The organism is Streptomyces flavusporus (assembly GCF_046267975.1).
Lineage (GTDB): Bacteria > Actinomycetota > Actinomycetes > Streptomycetales > Streptomycetaceae > Streptomyces > Streptomyces flavusporus.
In genome coordinates this window covers 5286832-5311052 of record NZ_CP176503.1, presented here as the reverse complement: position 1 = coordinate 5311052, position 24221 = coordinate 5286832, and the positions used below count along the sequence as shown (strand labels likewise).

27 protein-coding genes are annotated in these 24221 nt (G+C 70.0%); 8 read left to right on the top strand and 19 right to left on the bottom strand.

All coding sequences use genetic code 11. The annotated features are described in order from the left end of the window. Position 1 precedes the first annotated feature (1 nt). A complete protein-coding gene (locus tag ACKTSN_RS25225) occupies positions 2–478 on the bottom strand; it encodes a DUF2000 family protein (protein WP_409474917.1) in 477 nt (158 codons plus the stop codon). On the opposite strand from ACKTSN_RS25225, the gene ACKTSN_RS25220 reads away from it, so the two are divergent. After that, entirely contained in the window at positions 477–1310 is an 834-nt protein-coding gene (locus ACKTSN_RS25220) for a helix-turn-helix domain-containing protein (protein ID WP_409471185.1), read from the top strand. The two genes, ACKTSN_RS25225 and ACKTSN_RS25220, sit on opposite strands and share 2 nt — an antisense overlap. Positions 1311–1342: 32 nt before the next feature. Here the strand turns inward: ACKTSN_RS25220 and ACKTSN_RS25215 are convergent, their stop codons facing one another. The 3 genes from ACKTSN_RS25215 to mshA all read right to left on the bottom strand — a co-directional run bounded on the left by ACKTSN_RS25215 (position 1343) and on the right by mshA (position 4115). After that, positions 1343–2149 (bottom strand): hypothetical protein, encoded by an 807-nt coding sequence (locus tag ACKTSN_RS25215; RefSeq protein WP_409471184.1) that lies wholly within the window; start codon positions 2147–2149, stop codon positions 1343–1345. A gap of 107 nt (positions 2150–2256) precedes the next feature. Then, positions 2257–2760 carry a YbjN domain-containing protein gene (locus tag ACKTSN_RS25210; RefSeq protein ID WP_409471183.1) on the bottom strand — a complete coding sequence of 168 codons (504 nt, stop codon included), beginning with the start codon at positions 2758–2760 and terminating at the stop codon, positions 2257–2259. A gap of 14 nt (positions 2761–2774) precedes the next feature. Next, a complete protein-coding gene (mshA, locus tag ACKTSN_RS25205; protein WP_409471182.1) occupies positions 2775–4115 on the bottom strand; it encodes a D-inositol-3-phosphate glycosyltransferase in 1341 nt (446 codons plus the stop codon). A 263-nt stretch (positions 4116–4378) separates the two neighbouring features. Between mshA and ACKTSN_RS25200 the strand changes: the two genes are divergently transcribed. The 3 genes from ACKTSN_RS25200 (at position 4379) to ACKTSN_RS25190 (ending at position 8143) form a co-directional block, all read left to right on the top strand. Then, positions 4379–5170, top strand: a complete 792-nt coding sequence (locus ACKTSN_RS25200) for a class I SAM-dependent methyltransferase (RefSeq protein WP_409471181.1) — start codon at positions 4379–4381, stop codon at positions 5168–5170. 209 nt (positions 5171–5379) lie between these two features. Continuing rightward, a complete protein-coding gene (locus ACKTSN_RS25195; protein WP_409471180.1) occupies positions 5380–6459 on the top strand; it encodes a C40 family peptidase in 1080 nt (359 codons plus the stop codon). Between the two features lie 322 nt (positions 6460–6781). Then, a complete protein-coding gene (locus tag ACKTSN_RS25190; protein ID WP_409471179.1) occupies positions 6782–8143 on the top strand; it encodes a PP2C family protein-serine/threonine phosphatase in 1362 nt (453 codons plus the stop codon). Positions 8144–8180: 37 nt separating this feature from the next. On the opposite strand, the gene ACKTSN_RS25185 is transcribed toward ACKTSN_RS25190, so the two are convergent. From ACKTSN_RS25185 to ACKTSN_RS25170, 4 genes are all read right to left on the bottom strand, one after another. After that, positions 8181–8513: a DUF2516 family protein gene (locus tag ACKTSN_RS25185; RefSeq protein WP_385265771.1), complete on the bottom strand. Its 333-nt coding sequence runs from the start codon at positions 8511–8513 to the stop codon at positions 8181–8183. A gap of 155 nt (positions 8514–8668) precedes the next feature. After that, a complete protein-coding gene (locus tag ACKTSN_RS25180; protein ID WP_409471178.1) occupies positions 8669–9334 on the bottom strand; it encodes a hypothetical protein in 666 nt (221 codons plus the stop codon). An 82-nt stretch (positions 9335–9416) separates the two neighbouring features. Next, on the bottom strand, positions 9417–9926 hold the full coding sequence (locus ACKTSN_RS25175) for a helix-turn-helix domain-containing protein (RefSeq protein ID WP_409471177.1): 510 nt from the start codon (positions 9924–9926) through the stop codon (positions 9417–9419). Between the two features lie 66 nt (positions 9927–9992). Further along, a complete protein-coding gene (locus ACKTSN_RS25170) occupies positions 9993–10475 on the bottom strand; it encodes an HAD domain-containing protein (RefSeq protein WP_409471176.1) in 483 nt (160 codons plus the stop codon). 218 nt (positions 10476–10693) lie between these two features. On the opposite strand from ACKTSN_RS25170, the gene ACKTSN_RS25165 reads away from it, so the two are divergent. Then, positions 10694–11551, top strand: coding sequence for a nitroreductase/quinone reductase family protein (locus ACKTSN_RS25165; protein ID WP_409471175.1), 858 nt, complete (start codon positions 10694–10696; stop codon positions 11549–11551). 39 nt (positions 11552–11590) lie between these two features. On the opposite strand, the gene ACKTSN_RS25160 is transcribed toward ACKTSN_RS25165, so the two are convergent. From ACKTSN_RS25160 to ACKTSN_RS25140, 5 genes are all read right to left on the bottom strand, one after another. Then, entirely contained in the window at positions 11591–12466 is an 876-nt protein-coding gene (locus ACKTSN_RS25160) for a hypothetical protein (protein WP_409471174.1), read from the bottom strand. Between the two features lie 84 nt (positions 12467–12550). Next, positions 12551–14680, bottom strand: coding sequence for a phosphotransferase family protein (locus ACKTSN_RS25155; RefSeq protein ID WP_409471173.1), 2130 nt, complete (start codon positions 14678–14680; stop codon positions 12551–12553). Positions 14681–14959: 279 nt separating this feature from the next. After that, positions 14960–15859 carry a winged helix-turn-helix domain-containing protein gene (locus ACKTSN_RS25150; RefSeq protein ID WP_409471172.1) on the bottom strand — a complete coding sequence of 300 codons (900 nt, stop codon included), beginning with the start codon at positions 15857–15859 and terminating at the stop codon, positions 14960–14962. Between the two features lie 52 nt (positions 15860–15911). Further along, positions 15912–16631, bottom strand: coding sequence for an HAD family hydrolase (locus tag ACKTSN_RS25145; RefSeq protein WP_409471171.1), 720 nt, complete (start codon positions 16629–16631; stop codon positions 15912–15914). Positions 16632–16660: 29 nt separating this feature from the next. Beyond that, the gene (locus ACKTSN_RS25140) at positions 16661–17539 is read right to left on the bottom strand and encodes a GntR family transcriptional regulator (RefSeq protein WP_409471170.1); all 879 of its coding nucleotides are present in this window, start codon (positions 17537–17539) and stop codon (positions 16661–16663) included. Positions 17540–17698: 159 nt separating this feature from the next. Between ACKTSN_RS25140 and ACKTSN_RS25135 the strand changes: the two genes are divergently transcribed. Beyond that, positions 17699–17887: a hypothetical protein gene (locus tag ACKTSN_RS25135; RefSeq protein WP_224737260.1), complete on the top strand. Its 189-nt coding sequence runs from the start codon at positions 17699–17701 to the stop codon at positions 17885–17887. Between the two features lie 38 nt (positions 17888–17925). Here the strand turns inward: ACKTSN_RS25135 and ACKTSN_RS25130 are convergent, their stop codons facing one another. Further along, complete coding sequence (locus ACKTSN_RS25130) at positions 17926–18834, bottom strand: FadR/GntR family transcriptional regulator (RefSeq protein WP_409474916.1); 909 nt, start codon at positions 18832–18834, stop codon at positions 17926–17928. A 163-nt stretch (positions 18835–18997) separates the two neighbouring features. Between ACKTSN_RS25130 and ACKTSN_RS25125 the strand changes: the two genes are divergently transcribed. Next, positions 18998–19183 (top strand): hypothetical protein, encoded by a 186-nt coding sequence (locus tag ACKTSN_RS25125; protein WP_409471169.1) that lies wholly within the window; start codon positions 18998–19000, stop codon positions 19181–19183. Positions 19184–19372: 189 nt separating this feature from the next. Here ACKTSN_RS25125 and ACKTSN_RS25120 read toward each other — a convergent pair whose 3' ends face one another. Both ACKTSN_RS25120 and ACKTSN_RS25115 read right to left on the bottom strand, forming a co-directional pair. After that, positions 19373–20623 (bottom strand): GNAT family N-acetyltransferase, encoded by a 1251-nt coding sequence (locus tag ACKTSN_RS25120; protein WP_409471168.1) that lies wholly within the window; start codon positions 20621–20623, stop codon positions 19373–19375. Between the two features lie 119 nt (positions 20624–20742). Next, entirely contained in the window at positions 20743–21360 is a 618-nt protein-coding gene (locus tag ACKTSN_RS25115; protein WP_409471167.1) for an aerial mycelium formation protein, read from the bottom strand. Positions 21361–21529: 169 nt separating this feature from the next. On the opposite strand from ACKTSN_RS25115, the gene dtd reads away from it, so the two are divergent. Further along, positions 21530–21955 carry a D-aminoacyl-tRNA deacylase gene (dtd, locus tag ACKTSN_RS25110; protein ID WP_409471166.1) on the top strand — a complete coding sequence of 142 codons (426 nt, stop codon included), beginning with the start codon at positions 21530–21532 and terminating at the stop codon, positions 21953–21955. A gap of 144 nt (positions 21956–22099) precedes the next feature. On the opposite strand, the gene ACKTSN_RS25105 is transcribed toward dtd, so the two are convergent. The 3 genes from ACKTSN_RS25105 to ACKTSN_RS25095 are packed head-to-tail and all read right to left on the bottom strand — an operon-like array spanning position 22100 to position 24123. Further along, positions 22100–23065 (bottom strand): YgfZ/GcvT domain-containing protein, encoded by a 966-nt coding sequence (locus ACKTSN_RS25105; RefSeq protein WP_409471165.1) that lies wholly within the window; start codon positions 23063–23065, stop codon positions 22100–22102. A gap of 10 nt (positions 23066–23075) precedes the next feature. Further along, positions 23076–23516, bottom strand: a complete 441-nt coding sequence (locus ACKTSN_RS25100; RefSeq protein ID WP_409471164.1) for a Fur family transcriptional regulator — start codon at positions 23514–23516, stop codon at positions 23076–23078. Positions 23517–23547: 31 nt separating this feature from the next. Next, entirely contained in the window at positions 23548–24123 is a 576-nt protein-coding gene (locus ACKTSN_RS25095) for an FABP family protein (RefSeq protein WP_224735953.1), read from the bottom strand. Positions 24124–24221: the final 98 nt, after the last annotated feature.

Sequence of the window (24221 nt, the reverse complement as noted above, 5' to 3'; positions counted from 1 at the left end):
CTCAGGGATGCATCCGTGCACCCTTGAGGGCCTTGTCCACGGCATTGCGCGGCCCGTACACCGCGAGGCCCACCAGGTCCAGCTCCGCCGTCGGTACGGCCCGTACGGCCGACCGGTTGTCGCGGTCGTTGCCCGTGGTGAAGAGGTCCGAAGTGAAGACCGCGCGCGGGAGGGCGCGGGACAGCACGCGCGCGTGCGCCGCGGTGAGGGTCTCCTTCGTGCCCTCGAAGACCAGCACCGGCTGGCGGAACATCGGCAGGTACGGCACGCCGTCGGCGTCCTCGTACGGCTCGCCGATCACCTCGGGGACGGTCGTGCCGAGGCCGCTGACCAGGAAGGCGGTGACGTTGAGCCGCTGCCAGGTCTCCAGGTCCTCCCGCAGCAGGACGGCGATCTTGGTGTCGAAGCGGATGGGTTCGGTGGTCATGGGACGAGACTGCCGACCCGCATACGACGTCGTCTTGTACGTTCTTTGCATGGGCACCGGCAAGGGCTCGGCCGAGCAACAGGACGTCTCCGCCTGGCGCCCGCGCGTCAGCGGCGTCGTGGAGGTCTTCCACGCCCACTTCACCGAGTACGCGTATCCGATGCACGTCCACGAGGCGTGGACGCTGCTCATCGTCGACGACGGCGCCGTACGGTACGACCTGGACCGGCACGAGCACGGCACCCCGCACGACACGGTGTCCCTGCTGCCGCCGCACGTCCCCCACAACGGCTCCGCCGCCACCCCGCACGGCTTCCGCAAGCGCGTGCTGTACCTGGAAGGCACGCGGCTCGGCGAGGATCTGATCGGCCCGGCGGTGGACTCCCCCGATCTCCGTGACCCCGTACTGCGCCTGCGCGTCGGCCAGTTGCACACCGCGCTCTCCCGCCCCGGCGACGAACTGGAGGCGGACAGCCGGCTGACCCTCATCGGGGAGCGGCTGCGCGCGCACCTGCGGCCGACGGACAAGGCCGTGGTGGGCACCCGCCGCCCCGACCCGGCCCTCGCCCGCCGACTGCGTGAACTCCTCGACGAGCGCGTCGTGCAGGGCGTCACCCTCGACGATGCGACCGGGCTGCTCCACGCCCATCGCGCCCATCTCGTACGGGCGTTCAGCACGGCGTACGGCATCGCCCCGCACCAGTACCTGATGTCCCGCCGCGTCGACCGTGCCCGCCGGCTGCTCCTCGACGGACGACCGCCGGGCGAGGTCGCAGCGGTGACCGGCTTCTACGACCAGTCCCATCTCACCCGGCACTTCCGGAAGTTGGTGGGGGTGCCGCCGGGGCGGTACGCGAGGACAGCCAAAAGGCAATGGTGGTGAGGACGGCCGGAAAAACGAGCGGCAGAGCCTCGTCAGACGACGTCGACGTAGTCGCCCTTGGCCGTCGCGCCGCCCGTCGTGGCCGTCTCACCGAAGGTCCAGCGCCAGTAGCCGTCGGCGGAGGCCGTGACCGTGGTCTTCAGGTCACCCGTGGAGCCGGCCCGCACGTACTTGACCGTCGTGTACGTGCTGGTGCCCGCCTTGCGGAACTGGAGCTTGGCCAGCTTGTCGCCGTAACCGACGTACGCGTGCTTCACCCAGTCCGCGCGCGTCGCCTTGCCCGTCACAGTGATCGTCTTGCCCTTCGCGACCGGCTCGGGAGAGGCGTTGACGGTGGCCCGCCCCGCGCGCTTGACCTGCACGCTGCCGAAGCCGGTCAGGTACTCCTCGGCCTTGATCTTGGTGTCCGACTCGTCCCACAGGCGCGCGGCGACGGCGATCTTCCAGCTCGTGGCGTCGTTGTTGGAGTCCAGGGTGTAGCGCGGGTCGATGTACAGCTCGCCGTCGCAGTCCCCGGAGGTCGGGCTGTCGTCGTACGTCGTGACGCTGGCCATGTAGATGCCGCCGTGGTCGGCGCCGGCGGCGGCCGTGGTGTCGTGGTACAAGTAGGGATGCGCGTCAATGGTGGTGGGCGTATAGCCCGAGGGCCAGGTCACGCGGAAGCTGACGCTGGGGAACTTCTCCTCGCTGATGCCCACGACGATGGGCTTGCCGTTGTTCACGACCATGTCGGTCACCGTGATGCCGGTGTCCGCCGCCTCCGCGGCCGGTGCGGTGAACGCCACGAAGGCGAGCGCTCCCGCGAGCGCGGCCGCAGTGCCGGTTCTGCCTGTGCGCATGCACAACCTCTTTGCTGGTAAGGGCCTGACAGCGACTGAGACCGCAGCAGGCCCGCAGAGGTTGTACGGATGCCTGTGTTGTGTCCGTCCCCGGACGCCGACAAGGTCTACTCCCTGGGACGCCGCGTGAGATGCGCGAAGGCGTCCAGGTTGCGCGTCGACTCCCCGCGTGACGTCCGCCACTCGTACTCCTTGCGGATCGCCGACGCGAACCCCAGCTCCAGAAGCGTGTTGAAGGCCCCGTCCGCCGCCTGAAGGACCTGGCCGAGGAGGCGGTCGATCTCGTCCGAAGTCACGGCGGCAAGCGGCAGCTTGCCGGTGACGTAGACGTCGCCGAGCGGGTCGACGGCGTAACTCACGCCGTACAGCTTGAGGTTGCGCTCCAGGAGCCAGCGGTGGACCCCCGCCTCGTTCTCGTCGGGGTGGCGGATCACGAAGGCGTTGAGGGAGAGCGAGTGCCTGCCGACGATCAGGGAGACCGTCGTCGACAGCTTGCGGGTGCCGGGCAGCTTCACGACGTAGTGGCCGGACCCGGGACTCTCCCATTCGAGCTCGGCGTCCTTGAGCACGCCCTCGATGACCTCTGCCGCCTGCTGCTGTGCTGCCGCCATGATGGGAGCGTACGTCAGCCGTGCAGGGCGCGGGCGTGGCGGCGGTGGGCGTGCAGTGCGGCCGTGTAGACCTCGGCGGTGGCGGTGGCCGAGGCGTCCCAGCCGAAGGAACGGGCGTGCCGGGCGGCGGCTGCCCCCATCCGGGCGGACAGCTGCGGGTCGTCGGCGACATCACGCAGCACGCGCGCGTAGGCGGCCGGATCGTGCCCCTGGACGAGGAAACCGGTCTGTCCGTCCCGCACGGCCACCGGAAGGCCGCCGACCGCGGCGGCCAGCACCGGCGTACCGGCCGCCTGTGCCTCTATGGCGACCAGGCCGAAGGACTCGCTGTAGGACGGCATGACCAGCACGGACGCGGCCCGGAACCAGTCGGCGAGCTGGTCCTGGTCCACGGGCGGGCGGAACCGCACCACATCCGCGATACCGAGGCGCGCGGCGAGCTTCTGCAGGCCCTCGGGCTTGGCCAGGCCGCTGCCGCTGGGGCCGCCGACGACCGGCACGACGATGCGCGAGCGCAGGTCGGGCCGCTCGTCGAGCAGCACGGCCACCGCGCGCAGGAGCACGTCAGGGGCCTTCAGCGGCTGGATGCGGCCCGCGAAGAGGGGGATCAGGGCGTCCTGCGGGAGGCCCAGCCGGGCACGTGCGGCGGCGCGGCCGTCGGCCGGGTGGAACCGGCCGAGGTTCACGCCCGGGTGCACCACGGCGACGTCGGCGGGGTCGGCGGAGTAGTGCCGTACGAGCTGGTCGGCCTCCTCGGCGGTGTTGGCGATGAGCCGGTCGGCGGCGGCGACGATCTGGGTCTCGCCGATGACCCGGGCGGCAGGCTCGGGGGTGTCGCCGTCGGCGAGGTTGGCGTTCTTGACCTTGGCCATGGTGTGCATGGCGTGCACCAGGGGGACGCCCCAGCGCTGGGCGGCGAGCCAGCCGACATGACCGGAGAGCCAGTAGTGGGAGTGCACGAGGTCGTAGTAGCCGGGGCGGTGGCCGGCCCAGGCCTGCATCACACCGTGCGTGAAGGCGCACAGCTGCGCCGGGAGGTCCTCCTTGGCGAGGCCCTCGTAGGGGCCGGCGTCGACGTGCCGGACGAGAACGCCGGGGGCGAGTTCGACTGACGGCGGAAGGGCGGCGGTCGTGGCCCGGGTGAAGATCTCGACCTCGATGTTGATCGCGGCGAGGCGCTGAGCGAGCTCCACGATGTAGACGTTCATGCCGCCGGCGTCGCCGGTGCCGGGCTGGTGGAGCGGGGACGTGTGCACGGAGAGCATGGCCACACGGCGCGGGCGGCGGTGCCCCAGCCGAAGCCGCGGCGGCGCCGCCGGGGAACGGCGACCGAGCCTGCTGACGTATTGGCTCACGTCGCGTTCCTCCTTGCCGCGGGCACACCTCGGGGAGGACGTGCGGGGTCCTCGAAGGAAGGCAACACCGGAGGGGGCCGCTCCATTTCCACGCAAGGCGTTTTTGCCAAATCATTACCGATGGCCGCTCAACCGTTCGATGGATGTGACGTGCACCAACGCCGGGCAACCAGAAACCCCCGACCACTTACCCTCGACGCATGACGCCCCGCGCAGCGACCCTCCCCCACTCTCGGCTTCGCTCGAGCGGGGGGACCCCCATCGTGGGAACGGTGACGCGCGGGACGACCAACCCCAACCGCCTCCGCCGTATGGACCGCTGGATCGCGGCAACGCACGGCGCCGCCCTCCGCCGCGCCGCCGACCCCGTCGCCGTCGACCTCGGCTACGGCGCCGCCCCCTGGACGGCCGTGGAACTGCTCACCCGCCTGCGCGAGACAGCGCCACGCGCGCGCGTGGTGGGTGTCGAGATCGACCCGGCCCGGGTCACGGCGGCACAGTCGTACGCACGCGACGGCCTCGTCTTCCGGCACGGCGGCTTCGAGATCCCGGTCCCGCAGCGGCCGCATCTCATCCGCGCGGCCAACGTCCTGCGGCAGTACGGCGAGGCGGAGGTCGCCGACGTGTGGGCGCGGCTGTGCGCCCGGCTCGCGCCCCCCGACCCGGCGACCGGTGCGCGGGGCGGACTGCTGGTCGAGGGGACCTGCGACGAGATCGGGCGGCGGCACGTATGGGTGGCTCTCGGTCCCGAGGGCCCGCGCACGGTCACCTTCGCGACCCGGCTGGGCTCCCTGGAGCGCCCCTCGGACCTGGCGGAACGCCTGCCCAAGGCGCTGATCCACCGCAACGTCCCCGGCGAGGCGGTGCACGCCTTCCTGCGCGACTTCGACCGCGCCTGGGCCGCCGCCGCGCCCTACGCCTCGTACGGGGCCCGGCAGCGCTGGATCCGGGCGGTGCGGGACCTGACGGCCGACTGGCCGGTGGCGGACGGGCCGGCCCGCTGGCGGCAGGGCGAAGTGACCGTGCACTGGGCCGCGTTGGCACCCAGGATGTGATCGCTCTCCCCCTCGTTCCCCCACGCGGACCCACACGGGCCGGGGACGCGGAACGATCTCGGTGAGTCGTTCGTCACAAAGAGCGGGGAGATCGTCGTACGACGGGCGGAATGGGGGAGGGAGTCACTGCCTCTGTCGTTTTGCGCCGCGGCGTGGCACGATCCCCGACGTCTGAAGTTACTGACGGTTCATCAGTTTGGGGGCTGGCTATGGGTACGGGCAAGCGCAGTCTGATCGCGGCGGCCGTGACCGTGGTCTGCGCGGTCACCGTGCTGGCGGCGCCCAGAACGGCGTTCGCGGCCCCGGCTCCCACCCCGTCACCCTCGTCGGCTTCCTCAACCACGGTGTCCACCGAGGAACTTGAGACCGTCCGCAAGAAACTCGACAAGCTCTACCGGGCGGCGTCCTCCGCGACCGACGCCTACAACGCGGCGGAGGAGAAGGCCGAGCAGCAGTCCGCCGAGATCGTCGCCCTGGCCAAGAAGATCGCCAAGGGGAAGGAGAAGCTCCGGGAGTTGAAGAAGCGCGCGGGCGCCGCAGCCGCCGCCCAGTACCGCACCGGTGGCCTCCCGCCCGAGGCCCAGCTGATGCTGAGCGACGACCCGGACGAGTTCCTCGACGGCACCGGCCGCGTCCGCCAGGGGGAGCGCGCCACCAGGCACCTCATCGAGGAAATGACCCGCACCCAGCAGGACTTGGAGCTGTACGCCAAGGACGCCTCCGCCCAGTGGGCGAAGCTGGAGGCCAACCGCAAGGCCAAGGCCGCCGCCCAGAAGAAGATCGAGAAGCAGATCGCGGCGGCCGAGAAGCTGGAGTCCCAGCTGGAGAAGGAGGAACGGGAGCGCCTGGCCGAGCTCGAGGAGCAGGCCGCCTACAAGGCACAGACCACCTGGCTCAGCTCCGGCATCCTCGACGAACTGCACGGCACCGCCACCCAGCAGGGCAAGAAGGCCGTGGAATTCGCGACGGCCCAGATCGGCAAGCCGTACGAATGGGGCGCCGAGGGCCCGAAGACCTACGACTGCTCCGGACTGACCTCCCAGGCGTGGGCGACGGCCGGCAGTGTGATCCCGCGCACCTCGCAGCAGCAGTGGAAGCAGCTGAAGCACATCGACATCGAGGACATGCGCCCGGGCGACCTGATCGTCTACTTCGACGACGCCAGTCATGTCGGGATGTACGTGGGCGACGGCGCGATGGTGCACGCCCCACGACCGGGGCGGGCGATCACGATCGCGGGCGCCGGGTCGATGCCGATCCTTGGGGTTGTACGGCCGGACGCGGGCTGAGAGGACGTACGGCGGACCCGGGCCGAGGGACGTAAGGCGGACATGGCCGACGGGCGTACCGCCAACTCGTGAGCTGGGCCACGTGACCCACTCCACCCCGTGCCGCCCCCCAAACCCCCGGCGGACGTGACCTTCGTCATCCCCAGCAGCGCACCACCCTGCCCAACTGCGGTATAGAACGCGGCATATGACAGTGGCCGCATCCGGAGCGGCGTGGCTCACACCATTCCTTTGCGGCGCCGACACCCGCTATGGTCCCGGTCGGTGGGTCGAGGTCCCTCGCCCCGCCGTGCCCTCGGGGGGAGGGAAGGAACTCAGGACAATGCCCGTACCCGTACCGCGGCAGAGAGCGATCCCGGCCGTGGAAAGTGGTCAGGCGCAGGCCGCGTCGACAGTCGGCGGCCACTCCGGTGCTTCCGGTGCATCCGGCGCAGAGACCGCATACAAGGAAAAAACCGCCGAGAACACCAAGAGCACCACCAGCACCCTCGTCAGCTCCGACACGACCAGCACCAACCTGACGCTGCTGCTGATCGAGGACGACCCCGGCGGCTCGCCGATCGTGCCCGAACTGCTCGATCAGGCCGGCAAGCCGATCCGCGTCCGCACCGCCCGCAACCTCACCGAGGCCGAGCGGCTGCTCACCGACGATGTCCACTGCATCCTGCTGGACCTCGCGCTGCCGGCGCCCGGCCGGGCGGACGACAGGGACGACGAGCTGTCCGTGCTGCGCCATGTGCTGGAGCTCGCGCCCCGGCACGCCGTCCTCGCCCTCACCGCGTCCGGTGACGCCGAGCGCGGCGCCGAGGCGGTGCGGGTGGGCGCCCAGGACTACCTGTTCCGCGACGAGCTGGACGGCCGCCTGCTGAGCCGGGCGATCCGTTATGCCGTGGAGCGGAAACGTTCCGACACGGCCGAGCGGCGGCTCGCCGAGGGCCGGATGCGCGCCCAGGAGAACCGCCGACTGGAGCGCGGGCTGCTGCCCACGCCGCTCCTCGACGGCTCCCCGCTGCGCTTCGCCGCCCGCTACCGCCCCGGCCGCTCACGCGCCCTGCTCGGCGGCGACTTCTACGACGTCGTGCGCACCCCGGACGGCACCGTGCACGCCATGATCGGCGATGTCTGCGGCCACGGCCCGGACGAGGCGGCGCTCGGCGTGGAGCTGCGCATCGCCTGGCGCGCGCTGACGCTGGCCGGGCTGTGCGGGGACGAGCTGCTCGGCACGCTGCAGCAGGTGCTGGAGCACGAGCGCGCGGACGACGAAATCTTCGCGACGCTGTGCACGGTGGACATCGCGCCGGACGGCCGCCGCGCGGGTCTGTGCCTTGCGGGGCACCCGGCTCCGCTGGTCGCCCGCCCTGGCCGGCCCGCCCGGCTGCTGCCGTACGACAACAACGGCCCCGCCCTCGGTCTGCTGCCGGGTGCCCGCTGGCCTCGGATGCAGGTGGAGCTGGGCCGGGAGTGGAGCTTGATGCTCTACACCGACGGTCTGATCGAGGGCCACATCGGCCAGGGCCGCGAGCGGCTCGGCCAGGACGGCATGGTCGAGATGATCCGCCGCCAGCTCGCCCAGGGCCTGAACGGCGAGGAGCTGCTGCGGGCGGCGGTCAACGAGGTCCGCCAGCTCAACGGCGGCGAGCTGGCGGACGATGTGGCGGTGCTGCTGCTGGACCGGGTGCCATAGCCTCCGGCGGTCGTGGCAAGCGCCCGCCGTGCACGGCTTACCGCCCGCCGTTGTACGGCCCGTACGGCCCGTCGCTGCTGGAGCCTCTGCGGGCGCGGCCGCCGCCGGGCAGGCCGCGCAGGGCGGGGCGTACGTCGACCATGTACACGATGGTCGCGATGAGCCCGATGATGGGCAGGAACGACAGGATGTTGAAGATCAGGTTCACCACGAAGGCGAGCCCGAGGATGATCAGCCAGAACGGCTTGGTCTGCTTGTCGGCCGCGCGGTAGGCGTCCTCTCGGCGCGTGGCCGCGTCGATCAGCGCGAAGCCGCTGAAAAGGATCAGGGCCATGCTCAGCAGCCACATGAACCCTGCGAACCCCTGCATCAGCACAACGTCCACCACCCGTTTCGGCTAGTCCTACGCGGTCACCGTACCCGCAACCGCAGGCCCGCTACCCGAAGAACGGGTCGGGCACCCCAGGAGTGCCCGACCCGTTACAGGTCACCCGTTCGTGTCACTCAGCGTGATCGCGGACGGTGTCACTTCGCCGGCGGCGTGGTCTTCTTCGCCGTCGTCTTGCGGGCCGGGGCCTTCTTCGCCGCGGTCTTCTTTGCCGGGGCGGCCTCGGTCCCGGCCGCGGCCTTGGTCTCGGTCTTGGCCGTGGCGGGCTTGTCCTCCTTGACCTCGACCGGCTCGGCCTTCGGCTCGACGGCCACGGCCAGCTCCTCGATCTCCTCGGCCGCCTCGCCGCGCCAGGTCTTCACGGCCTGCTCGCCGTGCTCGGCGACCTTCTCGTAGGTCTCACGGGCCTTCACGGCGTACTCGGCGGCCACGCCGACGCTGCGCAGGGCGAGGTCCTGGGCGGTCTCGCCGAGCTTCTTCAGGTCGGCGTCGATCGTGCTGCCGAGCTTCTTCAGATCCGCGTCGAGGGAGCCGAGGAACTCGTTGACCTTGTTCTGGAAGGTCTCCTGTGTCTCCTTGACGCGGGCACCGGCCTCCTTGGCGCGGGCGCTGGCCTTCTCCTGGACGGCCTTGGGGTCGGTGTTGCGGACGGCCTCGATACGGGCCGGGGCCTCGGCGCGCAGCTGCTCGACCAGGCCCGGCACCTTCCTGGCCTGCTGGAGGGCCAGGTCGGCGGTGCCAGCGGCGAAGTAGAGCGGCCTCGGGTCGCTGAGGGTCTTGCGCAGGTCGTCGGTGATGGCCATGGTGCTGGTCCTCCCGGTGGCTTTCTCTTGAGGGTTTGGGGTCCCGCAGCCGGTCAGCCGCCCGGCCGGGCGTTCCGCTCGCTCAACCGGCGGTCCGCCGCTGCGGGTCGGCGTCGCTGCCGTCGGCCGTGCGGGGGCCGCGTACGCCGGTGTCGCTGTCGTGGGCGTCGCCCCGAACGTCATCGACCTGAACGTCATCGACCTGAACGTCGTTGTCCTGAAGGTCCTCGCCCGGAACGCTCTCGAAGCCGTTCTCCTTGCGAAACGACTCGTACACCTGGAGCAGCACCTGCTTCTGCCGCTCGTTGAGGGTGGGGTCGGCGAGGATGACGGCGCGCGTCTCCACCTCGTCCCGGTCCCGCTCGGCGTCGAGGATCCCGGCCCGCACGTACAGCGTCTCGGCGGAGATCCGCAGCGCCTTGGCGACCTGCTGCAGCACCTCCGCGCTCGGCTTGCGCAGCCCGCGTTCGATCTGGCTCAGATACGGATTGGACACCCCGGCGGCGTCGGCGAGCTGCCTGAGCGACAGCTGCGCGTTGCGCCGCTGCTCGCGCAGGTACTCACCGAGATTGCCGACGTTGAGCGTTGCCATACGTCCACCTTGCCGCGTCGCGCTAACAATTGCAAGCACCTCGCTTGCAAAAGTGCGCCACGCCATTCAGCGGCCGCCGAGCCACTCCTCCACGACCCCGAAGTCCGCGTCGGTAAGCCCGTACCGGTGGTCAACGCGGTGCAGCAGCGCCCGTTCGACATGGTGGGCGGCCACCCAGTCCCGGTCGGCGGCGGTGATCTCGTCGTCCAGCCAGACGAAGGGCCGGCCGGCCGCCCACGCGGCGACGGTCCGCGTCTTCCAGTGCAGCGGACCCGGCCCCTCCGCCTCGTCCGCCCAGTGCACCACCGGCAGCGGCGGCAGGCCGAGCCACGGGGCCACGCACGCGTTGGCGTCGTCGAGCCACGTCGTGGCCCACACCAGCTCGCACCCCAGGGTCAGCAGCCAGGGCCCGAGCGCCGGGTCGATCCTGGCCAGCAGGGGGTGCGCGGCGGCCTCGGCGGTCAGCTCGAAAGGTGTCTCGTACACCGGGTACGGGTCCACCGCCCCGAACGGGAGCAACGTCCCGTCGATATCCAGGAAGAGGAGCATCACGTCCTACGCTACTGTTCCCCCCATGACTGCCGGGTTTGCGGCCAAGTGCCGTGAGCGAGTTGGGTGCCCGGCCTCCGAGTGAGGTCGGGGCGGGCGAGGAGCCCGCCGTTCTTTCTCTGCGCATGCGTCCTCTGCGGATACATCCTCCGCGGATACGTCCTGTGCGCATACGTCCCAGAAGACCGACGACGGAGAAAGAACACAGAAGGAAGCGAATGCCCAACGACACCATCAACGACTTCAACCAACAGGTCATCGAGGAGTTCCGCGCCCACCAGGGCCGCGTCGGCGGCCACTTCGAGGGCGCCCGGCTCATCCTCCTGACAACCACCGGGGCCCGCTCGGGCGCCCCGCACACCACCCCTGTCGGCTACCTTCCCGACGGCGGCGAACGCATCCTGGTCATCGCCTCCGCCGGCGGCGCGCACCGGCACCCCGCCTGGTATCACAACCTGGTCGCCCACCCCGAAGTCACCGTGGAGAGCGGCGCGTTCACCTACCAGGCGCGGGCCGTGGTGCTGGCGGACGAGGAGCGCGACCGTGCCTTCGCGCGGGCCGTCGAGGCGGACCCGGGCTGGGCGGCGTATCAGGAGAAGACGCGACGGGTGATACCGGTCGTGGCGCTGTACGAGATCGCCGGCGACGGGCCCCCGAACATCAACGCCGGCTCCATGGGGGAGGCGATCAAGGTCGTCCACGACGCCTTCCGCCGCGAACTCGCCCTGATCCGTCAGGAGATGAGCGCCACGAAGGGCAACATCCCGCAGCTCGGCGCACAGCTGCGCGTCAACTGCCTCACCTTCTGCCACGGCCTGCACAACCACCACACCGGCGAGGACATCGGCCTGTTCCCGTTCCTGGCCGACCGCCGTCCGGCGTCCGCCCCCGTGCTGGAACGGCTGCGCGAGGAGCACGAGCGGATCGCCGAGCTGGTCGAGGACCTGCGCCGGGCGGTCGCCACGGAGGACCCGGCCGTCGCACGCGCCGAGGTCGAACGCCTCACGGCCGAGCTGGAGGCGCATCTGGCGTACGAGGAGGAGCAGTTGATCCCCCTCCTCGACGCCGCCGCCTGACCTACGGCGGGCGCCTGCGCGGCACACCGCAGGCGCCCGTCAGGCCGCCGTCCCGGGCCGCCACCGGGGCCGGGCCGCGAGGGCCCACAGATTGTCGAAGTGCCTGTTCCATGTGGAAAGGGCTGTATCAGCGGCAGCCGTACCTTCCCGGGACGAGACGGTGAGGTCTGTTGTGTATCCCTTGGGGTCGTAGTACTCCGAGCCATTGGCCAGCAGGCTCCTGCGCGCGGAAAGGTCGTACAGGCCGTGCAGCACCTGCTCCCGGTTGAAGATGCAGATCTTGTCGCGGGGAATACCGGGGTACAAGCGGTACTCGGACTCGACCCGGACAAGGCCGGCGGCGTTGAGCCGTTCGGCAAGGACGGTCAGCATCTCGTCGTACTCCCGGCAGCGGCGCTCGAGGCGCTCACGGAAGTCGGCGTCGTCGACGGGGGCACCGTCGTCGCCCACCTTGGACGGCACGATCATCGGCTGTCCGAAGTCCGGGACGAGCATCCGGACCGTGACGCGACGGGTCGGACCGGCGTTGTCGAGCAGGTCCTCGAGTCGGTGGTAGAGCTCGTTGAACAGGGTCTCGCCCGTGTAGCCGAGAAAGCTGATCTCCACTTTCCGGGCGCGGAAGGCGTCGCTCACGAAGCTGCCCAGCCGGCTGGAGTTCACCAGGGTCCGCGACGGCGCCCGCACGGAGGAGGTGAGATCCTTCAACGTGTCGTACAGGACGTAGCCGACCAGACTGAGCAGCGCCCCGCCCAGGTACGCCTTGCCCTCCAGCGCGTCCCCCACCGCCGGGACGACCTGGGCCGTCAGTCCGGTGACGAAGATCCCGAGCAGTACCGCCCGGGTCACCACGGGCTCGAACCTCTCCTGAAAGCGCCTCAGCCGCTCGCTCACGCCACTCTCGGACCGCCCGGCCATTGCGCGCTCCCTCCCCCGCACCGAGGCGACGACGGGCGTCATATGCCCGTGGACAGCTCGGCCCCCGTTCCTGCCATGGTCTCGTCAGGTAAGGGCGCGGGCAAGATAGGGGTTGGCTGTCGCGCGGAGCGGCAGACCGAGCGTCGCCGTGGCCGCCGCCAAGGTCATGGCGTACGAGTCCACGGCCCGACGGACGTTCGGAGCGTCGAGGCTGGCGCCGGTCACCAGGCGGTCGAGGTCCACGTAGGCCGACCGTACGATCTCGAGCCACCGGTAGACCCGCCAGTCCTTGCGCCAGTCACGCGTGTGGTCGGCGGGCAGCCGGCTCTCCCAGCGCCGGAACATGCGGTCCCGGATCTCGGGACGGGTCCGGGTGAGGTGCATGTGCCGGACCAGGTCGTAGAGGGGGTCGCCGACCAGGGCCATCTCCCAGTCGATGATCGTCAGCGCCAGCCGGTCGTCACGGCGCACGAGGTTCCAGGGGTGCAGGTCTCCGTGCAGCAGCGCAGGTTTCCGGTGGGTCACCCGATGCCGGGACAGGATCTCGCGGAGCCGGGAGGCCTTGGGCAGCCCGAGCTCCCTGGCGAGGTGCTGCGACTCCCGCGGCAGATCATGGACCAGAGCAACGAGTTGACCGCAGAGCCAGTCGTGGAATCCCCTTTCGCCGGCCGTCGGGTCGACTGCGGTGTAGTCGACCTTGGTCAACTCGCAGAGCTGGTCGACGAGGCCGTCCGCCTCATGCGGCAGCAGACCGTGCACCGGGTGCTGGGGCACGCGGTCGACTTCACGGGAGCCGACGTGGGGCCCGACATAGGTGTGGACGGCAAAAGGCTCACCCAGGTAGCCCGTGCCCAGGGCGAGGACCCTCGGCGCCGCCACCTCGACCCGTGACTGCTCGATGGCGCGGAGCACGGCGTGCTCGCTGAGATAACTGGGTTCCCGCCGGCATACGCTCGCCACCTTGCGGCGCACCACCACGGGGAAGTCGACCCCGCTCACGCGGACCACGGAGTTGAGGTGTGCGGTGCCCTTGAACACCCGGCCGGCCGGTGCGGCCCCTTCTTCCCGCAGGGCTTCGGTCACGGCAGCGTGGGGGAAGTCGCGGCGCTCCGGCAGCCTCTTGTCGGGCTCCCAGTCAAGATCCTCCGTCACCGGGCCCCGGCCGCCGCTCAGCACCGTACGGTGGGAAGCCCGCCAGCGGTGGAGGATCCCTTCGATCTCCTGAGAGCTCGGCACATTGCTGAGCCTGAACGGTTCCCCAGCCGCCTCGAGAGCCCTGCGCACCGACGCCGTCGCCTGGTGCAGGCTCTCCTGGTCGGTCGATCCCTCCAGAGACCGTGCGGCACGCATCACGTCCGGATAGACGGACTGCGCCCGCTCGAAGTCGACGTAGTGGCGAAGGTCCTTGGCCAGGCCGTTGACGGCCGCCGGGCGGACGTGCCCCATGGCATCGGCCCACGCTGCGGTCACCTCGTCCCACTGGAAGGACGGATATCGCATGCGCACGAGGTGGATGGCGAGGTCGTGCAGGGGGTCGCCGTAGGTCGCCAGTTCCCAGTCGACGCAGACGAGGGGCGGATCACCCGCGTCTGTCACGATCAGGTTGTCCCGGTGAAGGTCCCCGTGGAGCAGGCTGTACGGCCGTCTCGCCATGGTCGGCACCCGCTCGCCCAGCCGGATCAGGGCGTCCTCCGGGATACCGAGTGCCGTGAAGAGTCCACCGAAGGCCGACCAGTTGGGCCTGCGGATCTGCCGGTCGGCGAGGTGGACGAGAGTCTGCAGGAAGCCCTGACTGTCCGTGTGGTTGCCGGGCCAGTGCGCCGGCAGCGGCGGCAGCGCTCCTCGCCGTACGTGTGCCATCCGGGCAAGCAGCCCGGCAAGTGCTCCGACCAGCATCGTGTCGACGGGCTTGTCGTTTCGGCAGACGCTGGAGAGCGGCACCCCTTCCACATGGCTGTGGATCGCGAACCCGTCGCCTTCGGCGAGGCACTCCGGCACCTGTGGGAGGACGCCCCGGACGGCGTCGAGGATCCACGGCTCGTCCTGCCAGGTCCTGATCACCACGGGCAGCACGTCGCGGCGCCGGATCCGCACGGTCACGGGCGTGCCGGGATCGCGGCGCAGCAGGCGCGCCACATCCTCCGGCAACGGCGTCACATAGTTGTGGTTGTGGTGCCCGCTGCTCAGCCGGCCGTGTGCCTCGGCGCTCGCCACGAACTCCCTCAGGACAGCGCCGGTCGCACCACCGTCCGAGCGCACCCCGAGTGCGTGTCGGGAATGAGGAGGTGCGCCCACTGGCCGCTCCGGGGTCATTTGCACAGGATGGACGGATAACGCAAACGCTTGGTCTCAGTACACACCCCGTCCGACCGGAGTCACGCCGGAGTAGGCACAACGGGTGGTGTTCCACTCGTCTGCGCAAGGTCGTGAGGCCGGCCGGTTCACCATGTCACACGGATGGGCGAGCGCGGTTGCTCACGCGATTCGCGCATGCTAGCGCACGCGTCCGCCCGGCCCCGCGCCGAGCAGCTCCCAGACGGAGCTGAACCACGCGCGCATGCTGGTGACGAAGACCGACCCCGACGAGTTCGGATCCGCGTCCTGCACATGGTGGGTCAGCGTGGCGCCGAGGCCCAGCACGTCCAGGGCGGTGACCTCCTCGCCCGTGTCCAGCAGCAGCTGACGCTCCACCACCTCGTAGGGGCCGTGCAGCACCTCGGCGTCGTTCAGTACGTACAGCTTGAAGGCCGGCGTCAGGGGCGCGTGCCGGATCTGCACGTCGACGGACGGCACCAGCTTCTCCGTCCGCAGCTCCTCCAGCACACCGCGCAGGGAGTCGGTGTGGCGGTCGGTGATGGCGTTCAGGCGCTGCCGCAGGCGCATGTCGCCCGGGTTCCCCTTGACCCGCGGATACGGCAGTGGAAGGTCCCTCCCGGGCAGCAGCATGCGCAGACCGATGTGCTGGGGCGCGATGAAGCCGCCGCGGATCCGCTCCGCCTGCAGTCGGATGTGCGCGTCCAGGGACTCGGAGGTCAAGGTGTAGACGTCGAGGGCCACTTCGGGCTGCTCGAAGGCCTCACTGATGAGCGGGCCCAGGGTCACGCCGCCTCGCAAGCGGGTCGCCTTGGCGGCCGAGGACTGGATCCGCTGCGCCTTGACCACCCGCGATCCGCTGCCCTGCCGGGACTCGATCCAGCCCTCGTCGGCCAGCTCGCGCAACGCCCGTTGGACGGTGCCCCGGGAGACCCCGAACTCCTCGGCGAGGTCACGCTGGGACGGCAGGAAGGAGCGCAGCGGGTACCTCCCGTCCGTCATCCGGGTCCGCAGCGCATCGGTGACCCGCTGGAACTCCCTGCCACCGCCCTCACCGGTACCGTGCTGCCGTTCGTACACACGGCGACCGTACCGCTCGCAGTTCACCCGCACCTCTGGTACAGGCGATGGCTCAGGGCCGAATCCGCAGTGCCTCGAGTATCGGCTTCAAGGAGCCCACCACGTTTACGGCTCCGGCCTTCCGCAGCCGCTTCTCCTTGTCCTCGTTACGCGCGTAGCCGAGAAACGGGACGCCGGCTGTCTTGGCGGCTTCCAGGTCTGTGGGAGCGTCACCGATCATCAGGGCGGCCGGCGGCGCTGCCCCCATGGCGCTGAGGGCGCGGTTGAGGCAGTGCGGATCCGGCTTGAGCTGATGCAGGTCCGCGGTCCGGCCATAGATGTGGGGGGCGAAGCAGGAGAACAGACCGCGGCCTGTCAGATACGCGTGGACCACACGAGGCGAGTTGTTGGTGGTGATCGCCAGCCGGGAGCCCAACGCGGTCCAGGTACGTATCAGCGGATCGGCGTACGGCGTGGGCATCGCCGAGGGAGCGGCTCTCAGCTCCTCCTTGGTGAGACGTTCCTCGATCTCGGCCACCAGGTCACTGCCCGGGTGCCTGCGGTTGACGGCGCGCAGGATCTCCTGCGGGTCGTCGGTCTGCCTTTCCTGCTCCTTCAGCAGACCGCTCAGCCCTCGCTGTCCGAGCCAGTCCACCAGATCGCTCGCCACCCGTTCCGCCGAGTGCCCGGCGAAGAGCCGGCAGATCGGCCCGTCGAAGTCCCAGAGCACGACACGTGCACGTGTGATCAGGTCCCGCAGTCCGTCGGTCTCGCTGCCGGTCTGAGATGTCACCGCATCAGTCTGCGTCGTATCAGAAGTCACTAGGAGAGTGTCAGGTCCGTCGTGATGGTTTCCCAGAGGGCGTCGAACCACTTCTGGGATTGCTCCACGAACGCCGCGTCCCGGCTGGCGGCATGCTGCTCGAAGGAGAAGAGGAGGGATTCGGTGCCCAGGACGTCGTACATGTCCAGGGGTCCGGTCCCGTCGTCCTCGGCGCGGCGCGTGACCATGTAGTACGCGATCAGCGCCTCCGTGCCGTTGAGGAGGTACAGCTTCACCGGCGGGGTGAAGGGCAGCGCGCGGAAGGTGACGGTCACGTCGATGCCGTGCGAGGCGCGCAGGGAGCGGAGGTTGTGCTGGAGGACGTGGCCCTGGGCGTTGCGCTGGGCGAGCCAGCGCTGGTGGACTGGGTCGTCGCCGCCGCCGCCCTCGACCGAGATCGGGAAGGCCAGGTTGATGTCCCGCGAGGGCAGCAGGATGCGTACGTCGATGGACTCGGGGTGGACGCGGCCCTCGTGGATGGCACGGACCGAGTCGCCGAGTGCCAGCATCAGGGTCTCGGCGGTCAGGCAGGCGGCGTCGATGCGCACTCTGCGGGCCGCGAAGGCCTCCGTCAGGCGCGGTGCCAGGGCCACCATCGTCGGCTGGGGTTCGTTCCTCGTCGGGGCCGGTTCCGCGATGCGCGGTGGGCTGCCCTTGCTGACGTTGGTGAGGAGGCCGTCCTCCTGGAGGGCCCTCAGGGCCTGACGGACGGTCCCGCGTTCCACGCCGAACTCCTCGGCGAGTTCGGCCTGGGTGGGCAGGCGGTCGCCCGCCTTCAGGTCGCCGGCGCGGATGCGTTCCCGCAGGGTGTCGGCGATCTCCTGGGCCGTGAGCCTTCTCATGCCGTTCACTGCCACGTTCTCCTGGGTCACGACCAAACGCTACAACTCAAAGCCATCTAAGGGCACTTGTTTGGAAGTTGTTTATAGCTAGCAGCCAAGTGGGGACAACTTATACAGAGTTGGCTGCCAACTTAGCGCTAAATGGCTTGAGTTGGCGGAGGCTTTGCCTCCTCAACGCCCGAAGGGGGAACCATCGTGCCTGCCCTCGCCCTCCTCTCCGCCCTCTTCGTCGTCGGCTTCGAGCAGATGATCGAAGTGAAGTACGGCGCCACCGGTGTCGTCGGTCTGCTCCTGCTCACCATAGGCATCAAGGCGAAGAGCCCGGCCGTCAGCTCCGTCGGGGCGGTCGTGCTCGCGCTTCTCCTGACCGGCCCCGCCATGTGAACGACCGGCGCCCGGCGGGAGGCGCCCCCGGGAGGCGCTCAGCTCGTGAGCACCAGCTCCGAACTGATCGTCTCCCACAGCGCGTTGAACCACAGGTGCGACTGCTCGACGAACGTCGTGTCGCGCAGGCCCGCACCCTGCTCGAAGGCGAACAGCATCGACTGTGTGCCCTCGGCGTCGTACAGCTGAAGCTGTTCGTGGTCGATCTCCTCCTCGCGCCGCCGGAGCGTGTAGTACGCGAAGAGCGCCTCCGTGCCGTTGAGCAGGTACAGCTTCACCGGCGGCGTGAACGGCAGCGCGCGGAAGGAGACATGCACGTCGATGCCGTGCGAGGCGCGCAGGGCGAGCAGGTTGTGCTGGAGGACCTGGCCCTGGGCGTTGCGCATCGCGAGCCAGCGCTGGTGCAGCCGGTCGGCGTCGGCGGGGTCCACCGGCGCCGGGAAGGCGAGCTCGATGTCCCGGGACGGCAGCAGGACCCGGACGTCGACCTTGGCCGGTTTCAGCTGTCCCGCGTGGATCCGGCGCAGCGGCTCGCCGATGGAGAGCGTGAGGGATATCGACGTCAGGCACAGGGCGTCGATCTCGACGTGCGGGGCCGCGAAGGCGGCCGCCATGCGGGGCGCGAGGGCCACGGTGGTGGGCTGCGGCGGGGCTCCCGGGCCGGCCAGCGCCCGGCCCGGGTCGGGCGCCACCGTCGCGGGGCTCCCTTTGGACACGTTGGTGAGCAGCCGCTCCGTCTGCAGGATGCGCAGCGCCTGCCGGACCGCCGCGCGCTCGACACCGAACTCGTCGGCCAGCTGGGCCTGGGTGGGCATGCGCTGACCCGGCTGCAGCACCCCGGACCTGATCCGGGCGCGCAGCACGTCTGCCACGTCACGGTGTGTCTTCTGGGGCGGGTGTGGCCTCTTCCGCCCATTGACGGAGGCGTGTTCCGGCTCCACAACCAAACAGTACAACTTCCCGCCATCTTCCGGCAGCTCATAAGTAGGTGGTTATGAGACGCTTCCAAGTGGAGATAAGTACAGTGAAGTTGGTCGCCAACTTCAACAACATGGTCAAACAAACCGGAGGTTGGCCACCAGGGTCGAACAGTCCCGAAGGGGGGACCGTATGCCGCTCATCGCCCTCGTCATCGCCGCTCTGGCCATCGGAGTCGAGCAGTTCGTCCAGTGGAGGTTCGGCCCCCTGGGCCTCATCGCCCTCGTCGCGCTGACCCTCGGCGTCAAGGCCAAGAACACCATGCTCGGGGGCATCGGAGCGGTGCTCCTCGTGGTGCTGCTTTCCCAGTCCGGCTGACACCCAGGATCCGGCTGGCCGGGCTCCCTTCCGGAGGGGAGCCGGGTGCCCGGTCAGTCTGCACAGTCACAACTGAACAGCGACAACCGAACAGCGGAACAAGCACACCGCACAGCCACAACCGAACAACAACCACAACTCAACAGCACGCTACGGATGAGTCCACCCGCCGTCGGCAGAAGGGAGCACTCAGAACAGGTCCGGGCACCAAGGCCGCCTGGACGTGCGCAGCAGGGCGTCGGCCGATCGGGCGGCGCCCGCTCGTGCTTCCCGCACCCGGCCCAGCGTCGCGAGCCGCACCGCCGACTCGTCCCCGAGCCACAGCGCCGCCAGGTCGCCGACGTCCAGCGTGAGGTCGGCGCTCTGCGTGGTCGGCGCACAGGACGCACCTGCCGCAGACGCCTCGAGCCGGTACCGTCCGCCCGCGAGCCCTCCCGCGTCGACCACCTCCAGCACCAGCGAGCCCTCCCCCTCGTACGTCCGCGCCTGAAGCGCCCGTACGACGTCCAGGATCCGCACCCACAGCCAGTCGGCCTGCGTGGTGACACGGGCGGCACGCGGGTCCGGCAGGTAGAGCGGCAGCAGGTCGTCCGGGGCCCGCCAGCCGGTCTTCACCTGGGTGATCCAGTCGATCGAGCAGAGGTAGTGCCACAGGGCGCGCTCGGCGGCCGGGGTCACCGCGATCAGCCAGTTCACGTCGGCGGTGTTGTGCGGCTGCTTGCCGTGCCAGTTGTCGTCGGCCTCGTAGGACACCATGCCCTCGACCTCGCCGGTGGCCGAGCGGTGGACGGCGTAGAAGGGCTCGGTCCAGGACCCGTTGTAGCGCAGGGCGCCGGTGTTGTACCGCCACCACAGCTCGCCCCGGCTGACCGCGCCGGGCTGGGCGCGGCGCAGCCGTTCGTACAGTTCGGGGCCGAGCTTGCGGATGTCCTCGCCGTCCACGACGTCGATCCGGCCGCCGCCCTCCGGCCCCGACCAGCGGGGGTCGAGGCCGGTGCGGGGCACGTCGATGGTCCACTCGGTCGTCCAGGTGGCCGGTCCGAAGCCGTAGCGGCCGTAGATCGGGTACTCGGCGGCGATCAGGGTCGCGACGACGTCCCCGCGTTCCTTCGCCGCCGCCAGGTCCTGGGTCATCATGCGGCTGAGGAGGCCGCGGCGACGGTGCGTGGGGGTGACGGTGACATTGGATATGGCGTCGGCCGGGACGGCGGCGCCGCCCACGGCCGTGAGTTCCTGCGCGAAGGACCGGAACGTCGCGACACACCGCTCGCCGTCGAACGCACCGAGCAGTCTGCCCGGCACGAACTGGTGACGGCGGGCCCGAAGTTGCTCTTCCGTCAGCGTCGGCTCCCGCAGGAAGCCGACGTTCAGGGCGCGATGCCAGTCCTCGAAGTCGGATTCGGTGATCGGGCGTACGGCAAGGTCGTCGCGGCGGCTCATGGGGCCACCGTAGGCGTACGCGGGTGACGGTGTCGCGGGGATTTGAACGGCGGGTGGGCGGATCAGAAGACCGCCCGAGAACCGCCCGTGTCTCCCCCACCGGCCCGCGTGCCCGGGCGTCACATCAGCAGGTCGTCGACCTGCGCCTCCCCCTCGCGGTAGCGGCGGGCGATCTCCGCGCTGCAGCCGTCTGCCGTCCGCTGCAGCCGCTGCCTGCGCCGGGACACCTGCTGCTCGTAGCGCACCAGCCGCCCCATCGCGGTGGTCAGCTCCAGGTCCGTACGTGCATCCAGGGCCGACAGCTCGACCTCGGCGAGCATCTCGGCGGCCAGCCGCCGGTACTCCTCGCTGTGCGGGGTCCCCAGCGTCACATGGCGGGCGGAGGAGCGGTGCCGGGCGGGGGCGTCGGTGAGGATCTCCGAAAGCCGCTCGACGACGGACGCCTCGCCCGCCTCCAGCAGGGACTTCGGCCCGCGTCGCGCCAGCTCCGCGCGCAGGATGTCGATCCGCCCCTGGAGCAGCCGGCGTACGTAACTGAGGTCGGCCTCGTCGCGCTGGGCGTCCCGACGCAGGATGCGTAGTTCGGGCAGGCTGAGTGCGGTCAGATCGTGCTCGGGCGGATCCGGGAGCAGCTGCGGGCTGTCGGTGCGCTGCACGGGCGGCCGGAGTGACTCTCCGCCTCCCGCGTGGGTCAACGAGACAGCCACAGGTGGCTGTCCGGTACTCGGTGTGCTCATGTGCCTCTACCGTCCCCTCAACCGGCTGTTGCCACATCGTGCCACCCCAAGTGGCCCGTATGGGACTTAGTACCCCCGAACGACCCCAGATGGGGGGTTAGGGATCAAAAAGAGAGCTGGTACGGACCATCTGCGAAGCCGGATGGCGCACCCCGGCATGATTGGTCGTATGCGTGCAGTGGTGCAGAGGGTGGACGGTGCGAGCGTCGTCGTGGACGGCGAGACCGTCGGAGAGATCATCGGTGAGGGGCTCTGCGTTCTGGTGGGGGTGACCCATGAGGACACCAAGGAGAAGGCGGCCCAGCTCGCTCGCAAGCTCTGGTCGATCCGCATGCTGCACGACGAGAAGTCGTGCAGCGACGTCGACGCTCCGCTTCTCGTGATCAGCCAGTTCACCCTGTACGGCGATGCCCGCAAGGGGCGGCGGCCCACCTGGAACGCGGCGGCGCCCGGCGAGGTGGCCGAGCCGCTGGTCGACGAGGTGGTCGCTCAGTTGCGGGCGTTGGGGGCGACCGTCGCGACGGGGCGGTTCGGGGCGCGGATGCGGGTGTCTTTGACGAATGACGGGCCGTTTACGGTGCTGTTGGAGATGTGAGCCGCCCTGCGTTGTGGCTGGGGTGGGGTGGGTCGCGCGGCCCGGCGCCGGCGGGGTGCCGTCCGCGCCCCACCCGTGCCGCCTTGGGGGTCCCCCAGGCCCTTGAGGCACTGGGGGAGGCACGACTGCCCGCGGGATGCGGGCCTACGGCTCGACCACGACCTCCTGGGCCGCCGCCGTCGTGTCGGCCACCAGCCGTGCGTCCACCGGGACGTTTCGCTTCACCAGGGCGAGGGCGATCGGGCCCAGTTCGTGGTGGCGTACGGACGTCGTGACGAAACCGATCTTGCGGCCGTCGGGGCCGTCGTCCGCGAGGCGCAGCTCGGTGCCGTGCGTCGGCAGGTGCACCTCGCTGCCGTCCAGGTGCAGGAAGACCAGCCGGCGCGGCGGCTTGCCCAGGTTCTGCACCCGGGCGACGGTCTCCTGGCCCCGGTAGCAGCCCTTCTGGAGGTGCACGGCGGTGCCGATCCAGCCCAGCTCGTGCGGGATCGTGCGGTGATCGGTCTCGAAGCCGAGGCGCGGCCGGTGCTGCTCGACGCGCAGCGCCTCGTACGCCAGGATCCCGGCCGGGGGACCGGCCTTCTCGGCGTACGACTCGAGGTCCGCGCGCGGCAGGAACAGATCACGTCCGTACGCCGTCTCCCGTACGACGGTGCCCTCCGGCACCTCGGTGATCGAACCGGCCGGCAGGTGCAGGACCGCGAAGTCGGCCGTCCGGTCGGCGACCTCGACCCGGTAGAAGAACTTCATCGACTCCAGGTACGCGATCAGCGCGTCCTGGGTGCCGGGTTCGATGTGCGCCCAGACGGTCTCGCCGTCGTCGACGAGATACAGCGCGTGCTCGATGTGGCCGTGCGCGGACAGGATCAGCGCCTCGGTGGCCTCGCCCGCGGGCAGCTCGCTGACGTGCTGGGTGAGCAGCAGATGCAGCCAGCTCAACCGGTCCTCGCCGGTCACGGTGACGACTCCGCGGTGCGAGAGGTCGACGAAGCCGGTGCCGCCGGCGAGGGCGCGCTGCTCGCGGAACAGGTCGCCGTAGTGGGCGGCGACGCCTTCGTCCACACCCTCGGCGGGGACGGCGCCGGGCAGGGACAGCAGGGGGCTCTTCATACGCCCAAGCCTACGACTCGGTAGGTGAACTCCTGGCAGCCGAGCAGTCCCTGCACCGGCCGAAGATCGCGAAGTGCTTCATGTCGGTGTCGAAGCCGAAGCGGTCCCGCAGCTGGGCGGTGAAATCGGCGGCGACCTCCACATCGGCCTCGATGACGTTCGTGCAGTCGCGGCAGACGAGGTGGAGATGGTGATGCCGGTCGGCCAGGTGATAGGTGGGCGCACCGTGCCCGAGGTGCGCATGGCTGACCAGCCCGAGCTCCTCCAGCAGCTCCAGCGTCCGGTAGACCGTGGAAATGTTGACCCCCGACGCCGTCTTCCGTACTTCCACGAGGATGTCGTCGGGGGTCGCGTGCTCCAGGTTGTCCACGGCTTCGAGCACGAGCTGCCGCTGCGGCGTCAGCCGGTAGCCGCGCTGCCTGAGGTCACTCTTCCAGTCGGTGCTCACCACACTGGAAGTCTAGAGCCAGATGAGGAAAGGCCTACTTGAAGAAGGCGATGCCGTCGTCGGGGAGGTCGTCCGGCAGGGCCTTCGCCCAGCGCTCCACGTCCTCCGGGGTGACGACCTTCTTCAGCTGGGCCGACATGTACGGCCGCAGCTCGACCTCGGGGGTCTGCTTCTCGCCGACCCACATCAGGTCGCTCTTGACGTAGCCGTACAGCCGCTTGCCGCCGCTGTAGGGGCGGGACGCGGCGGTGCGGGCGACCGCGTCCGTGACCAGGTCGATCTGCGGCTTCTGGTCGGCCAGCTCGCCGTACCAGATCTCGATGACGCCGTCGTCGCGGGTCATCGTGACCTCGACCTTGCGGTCGGCGTCGATCCGCCAGAAGCCGTGCTCGGACTCCAGCGGCCTGACCTTGTTGCCCTCCTGGTCCAGCACCCAGGTGTGGGAGCGGTACTCGAGGAAGTCCCGGCCGTCGTGCGTGAAGGTGACCTCCTGCCCGAAGTTGCACTTCTCGGCACCGGGGAAGTCGTGCACGCCAGCGCCCGCCCAGTTGCCGAGCAGGAAGGCAAGCGGGACGAGGTCCTTGTGGAGGTCGGACGGGATCTCGATCATGATCAGCTCAGAAGTCTCGTACGTCGGTAATGGCGATGGTCAGCGCTGGCCCTGGTACAGCTTCTTCACGGCCAGACCGGTGAAGGCGAGGACGCCGA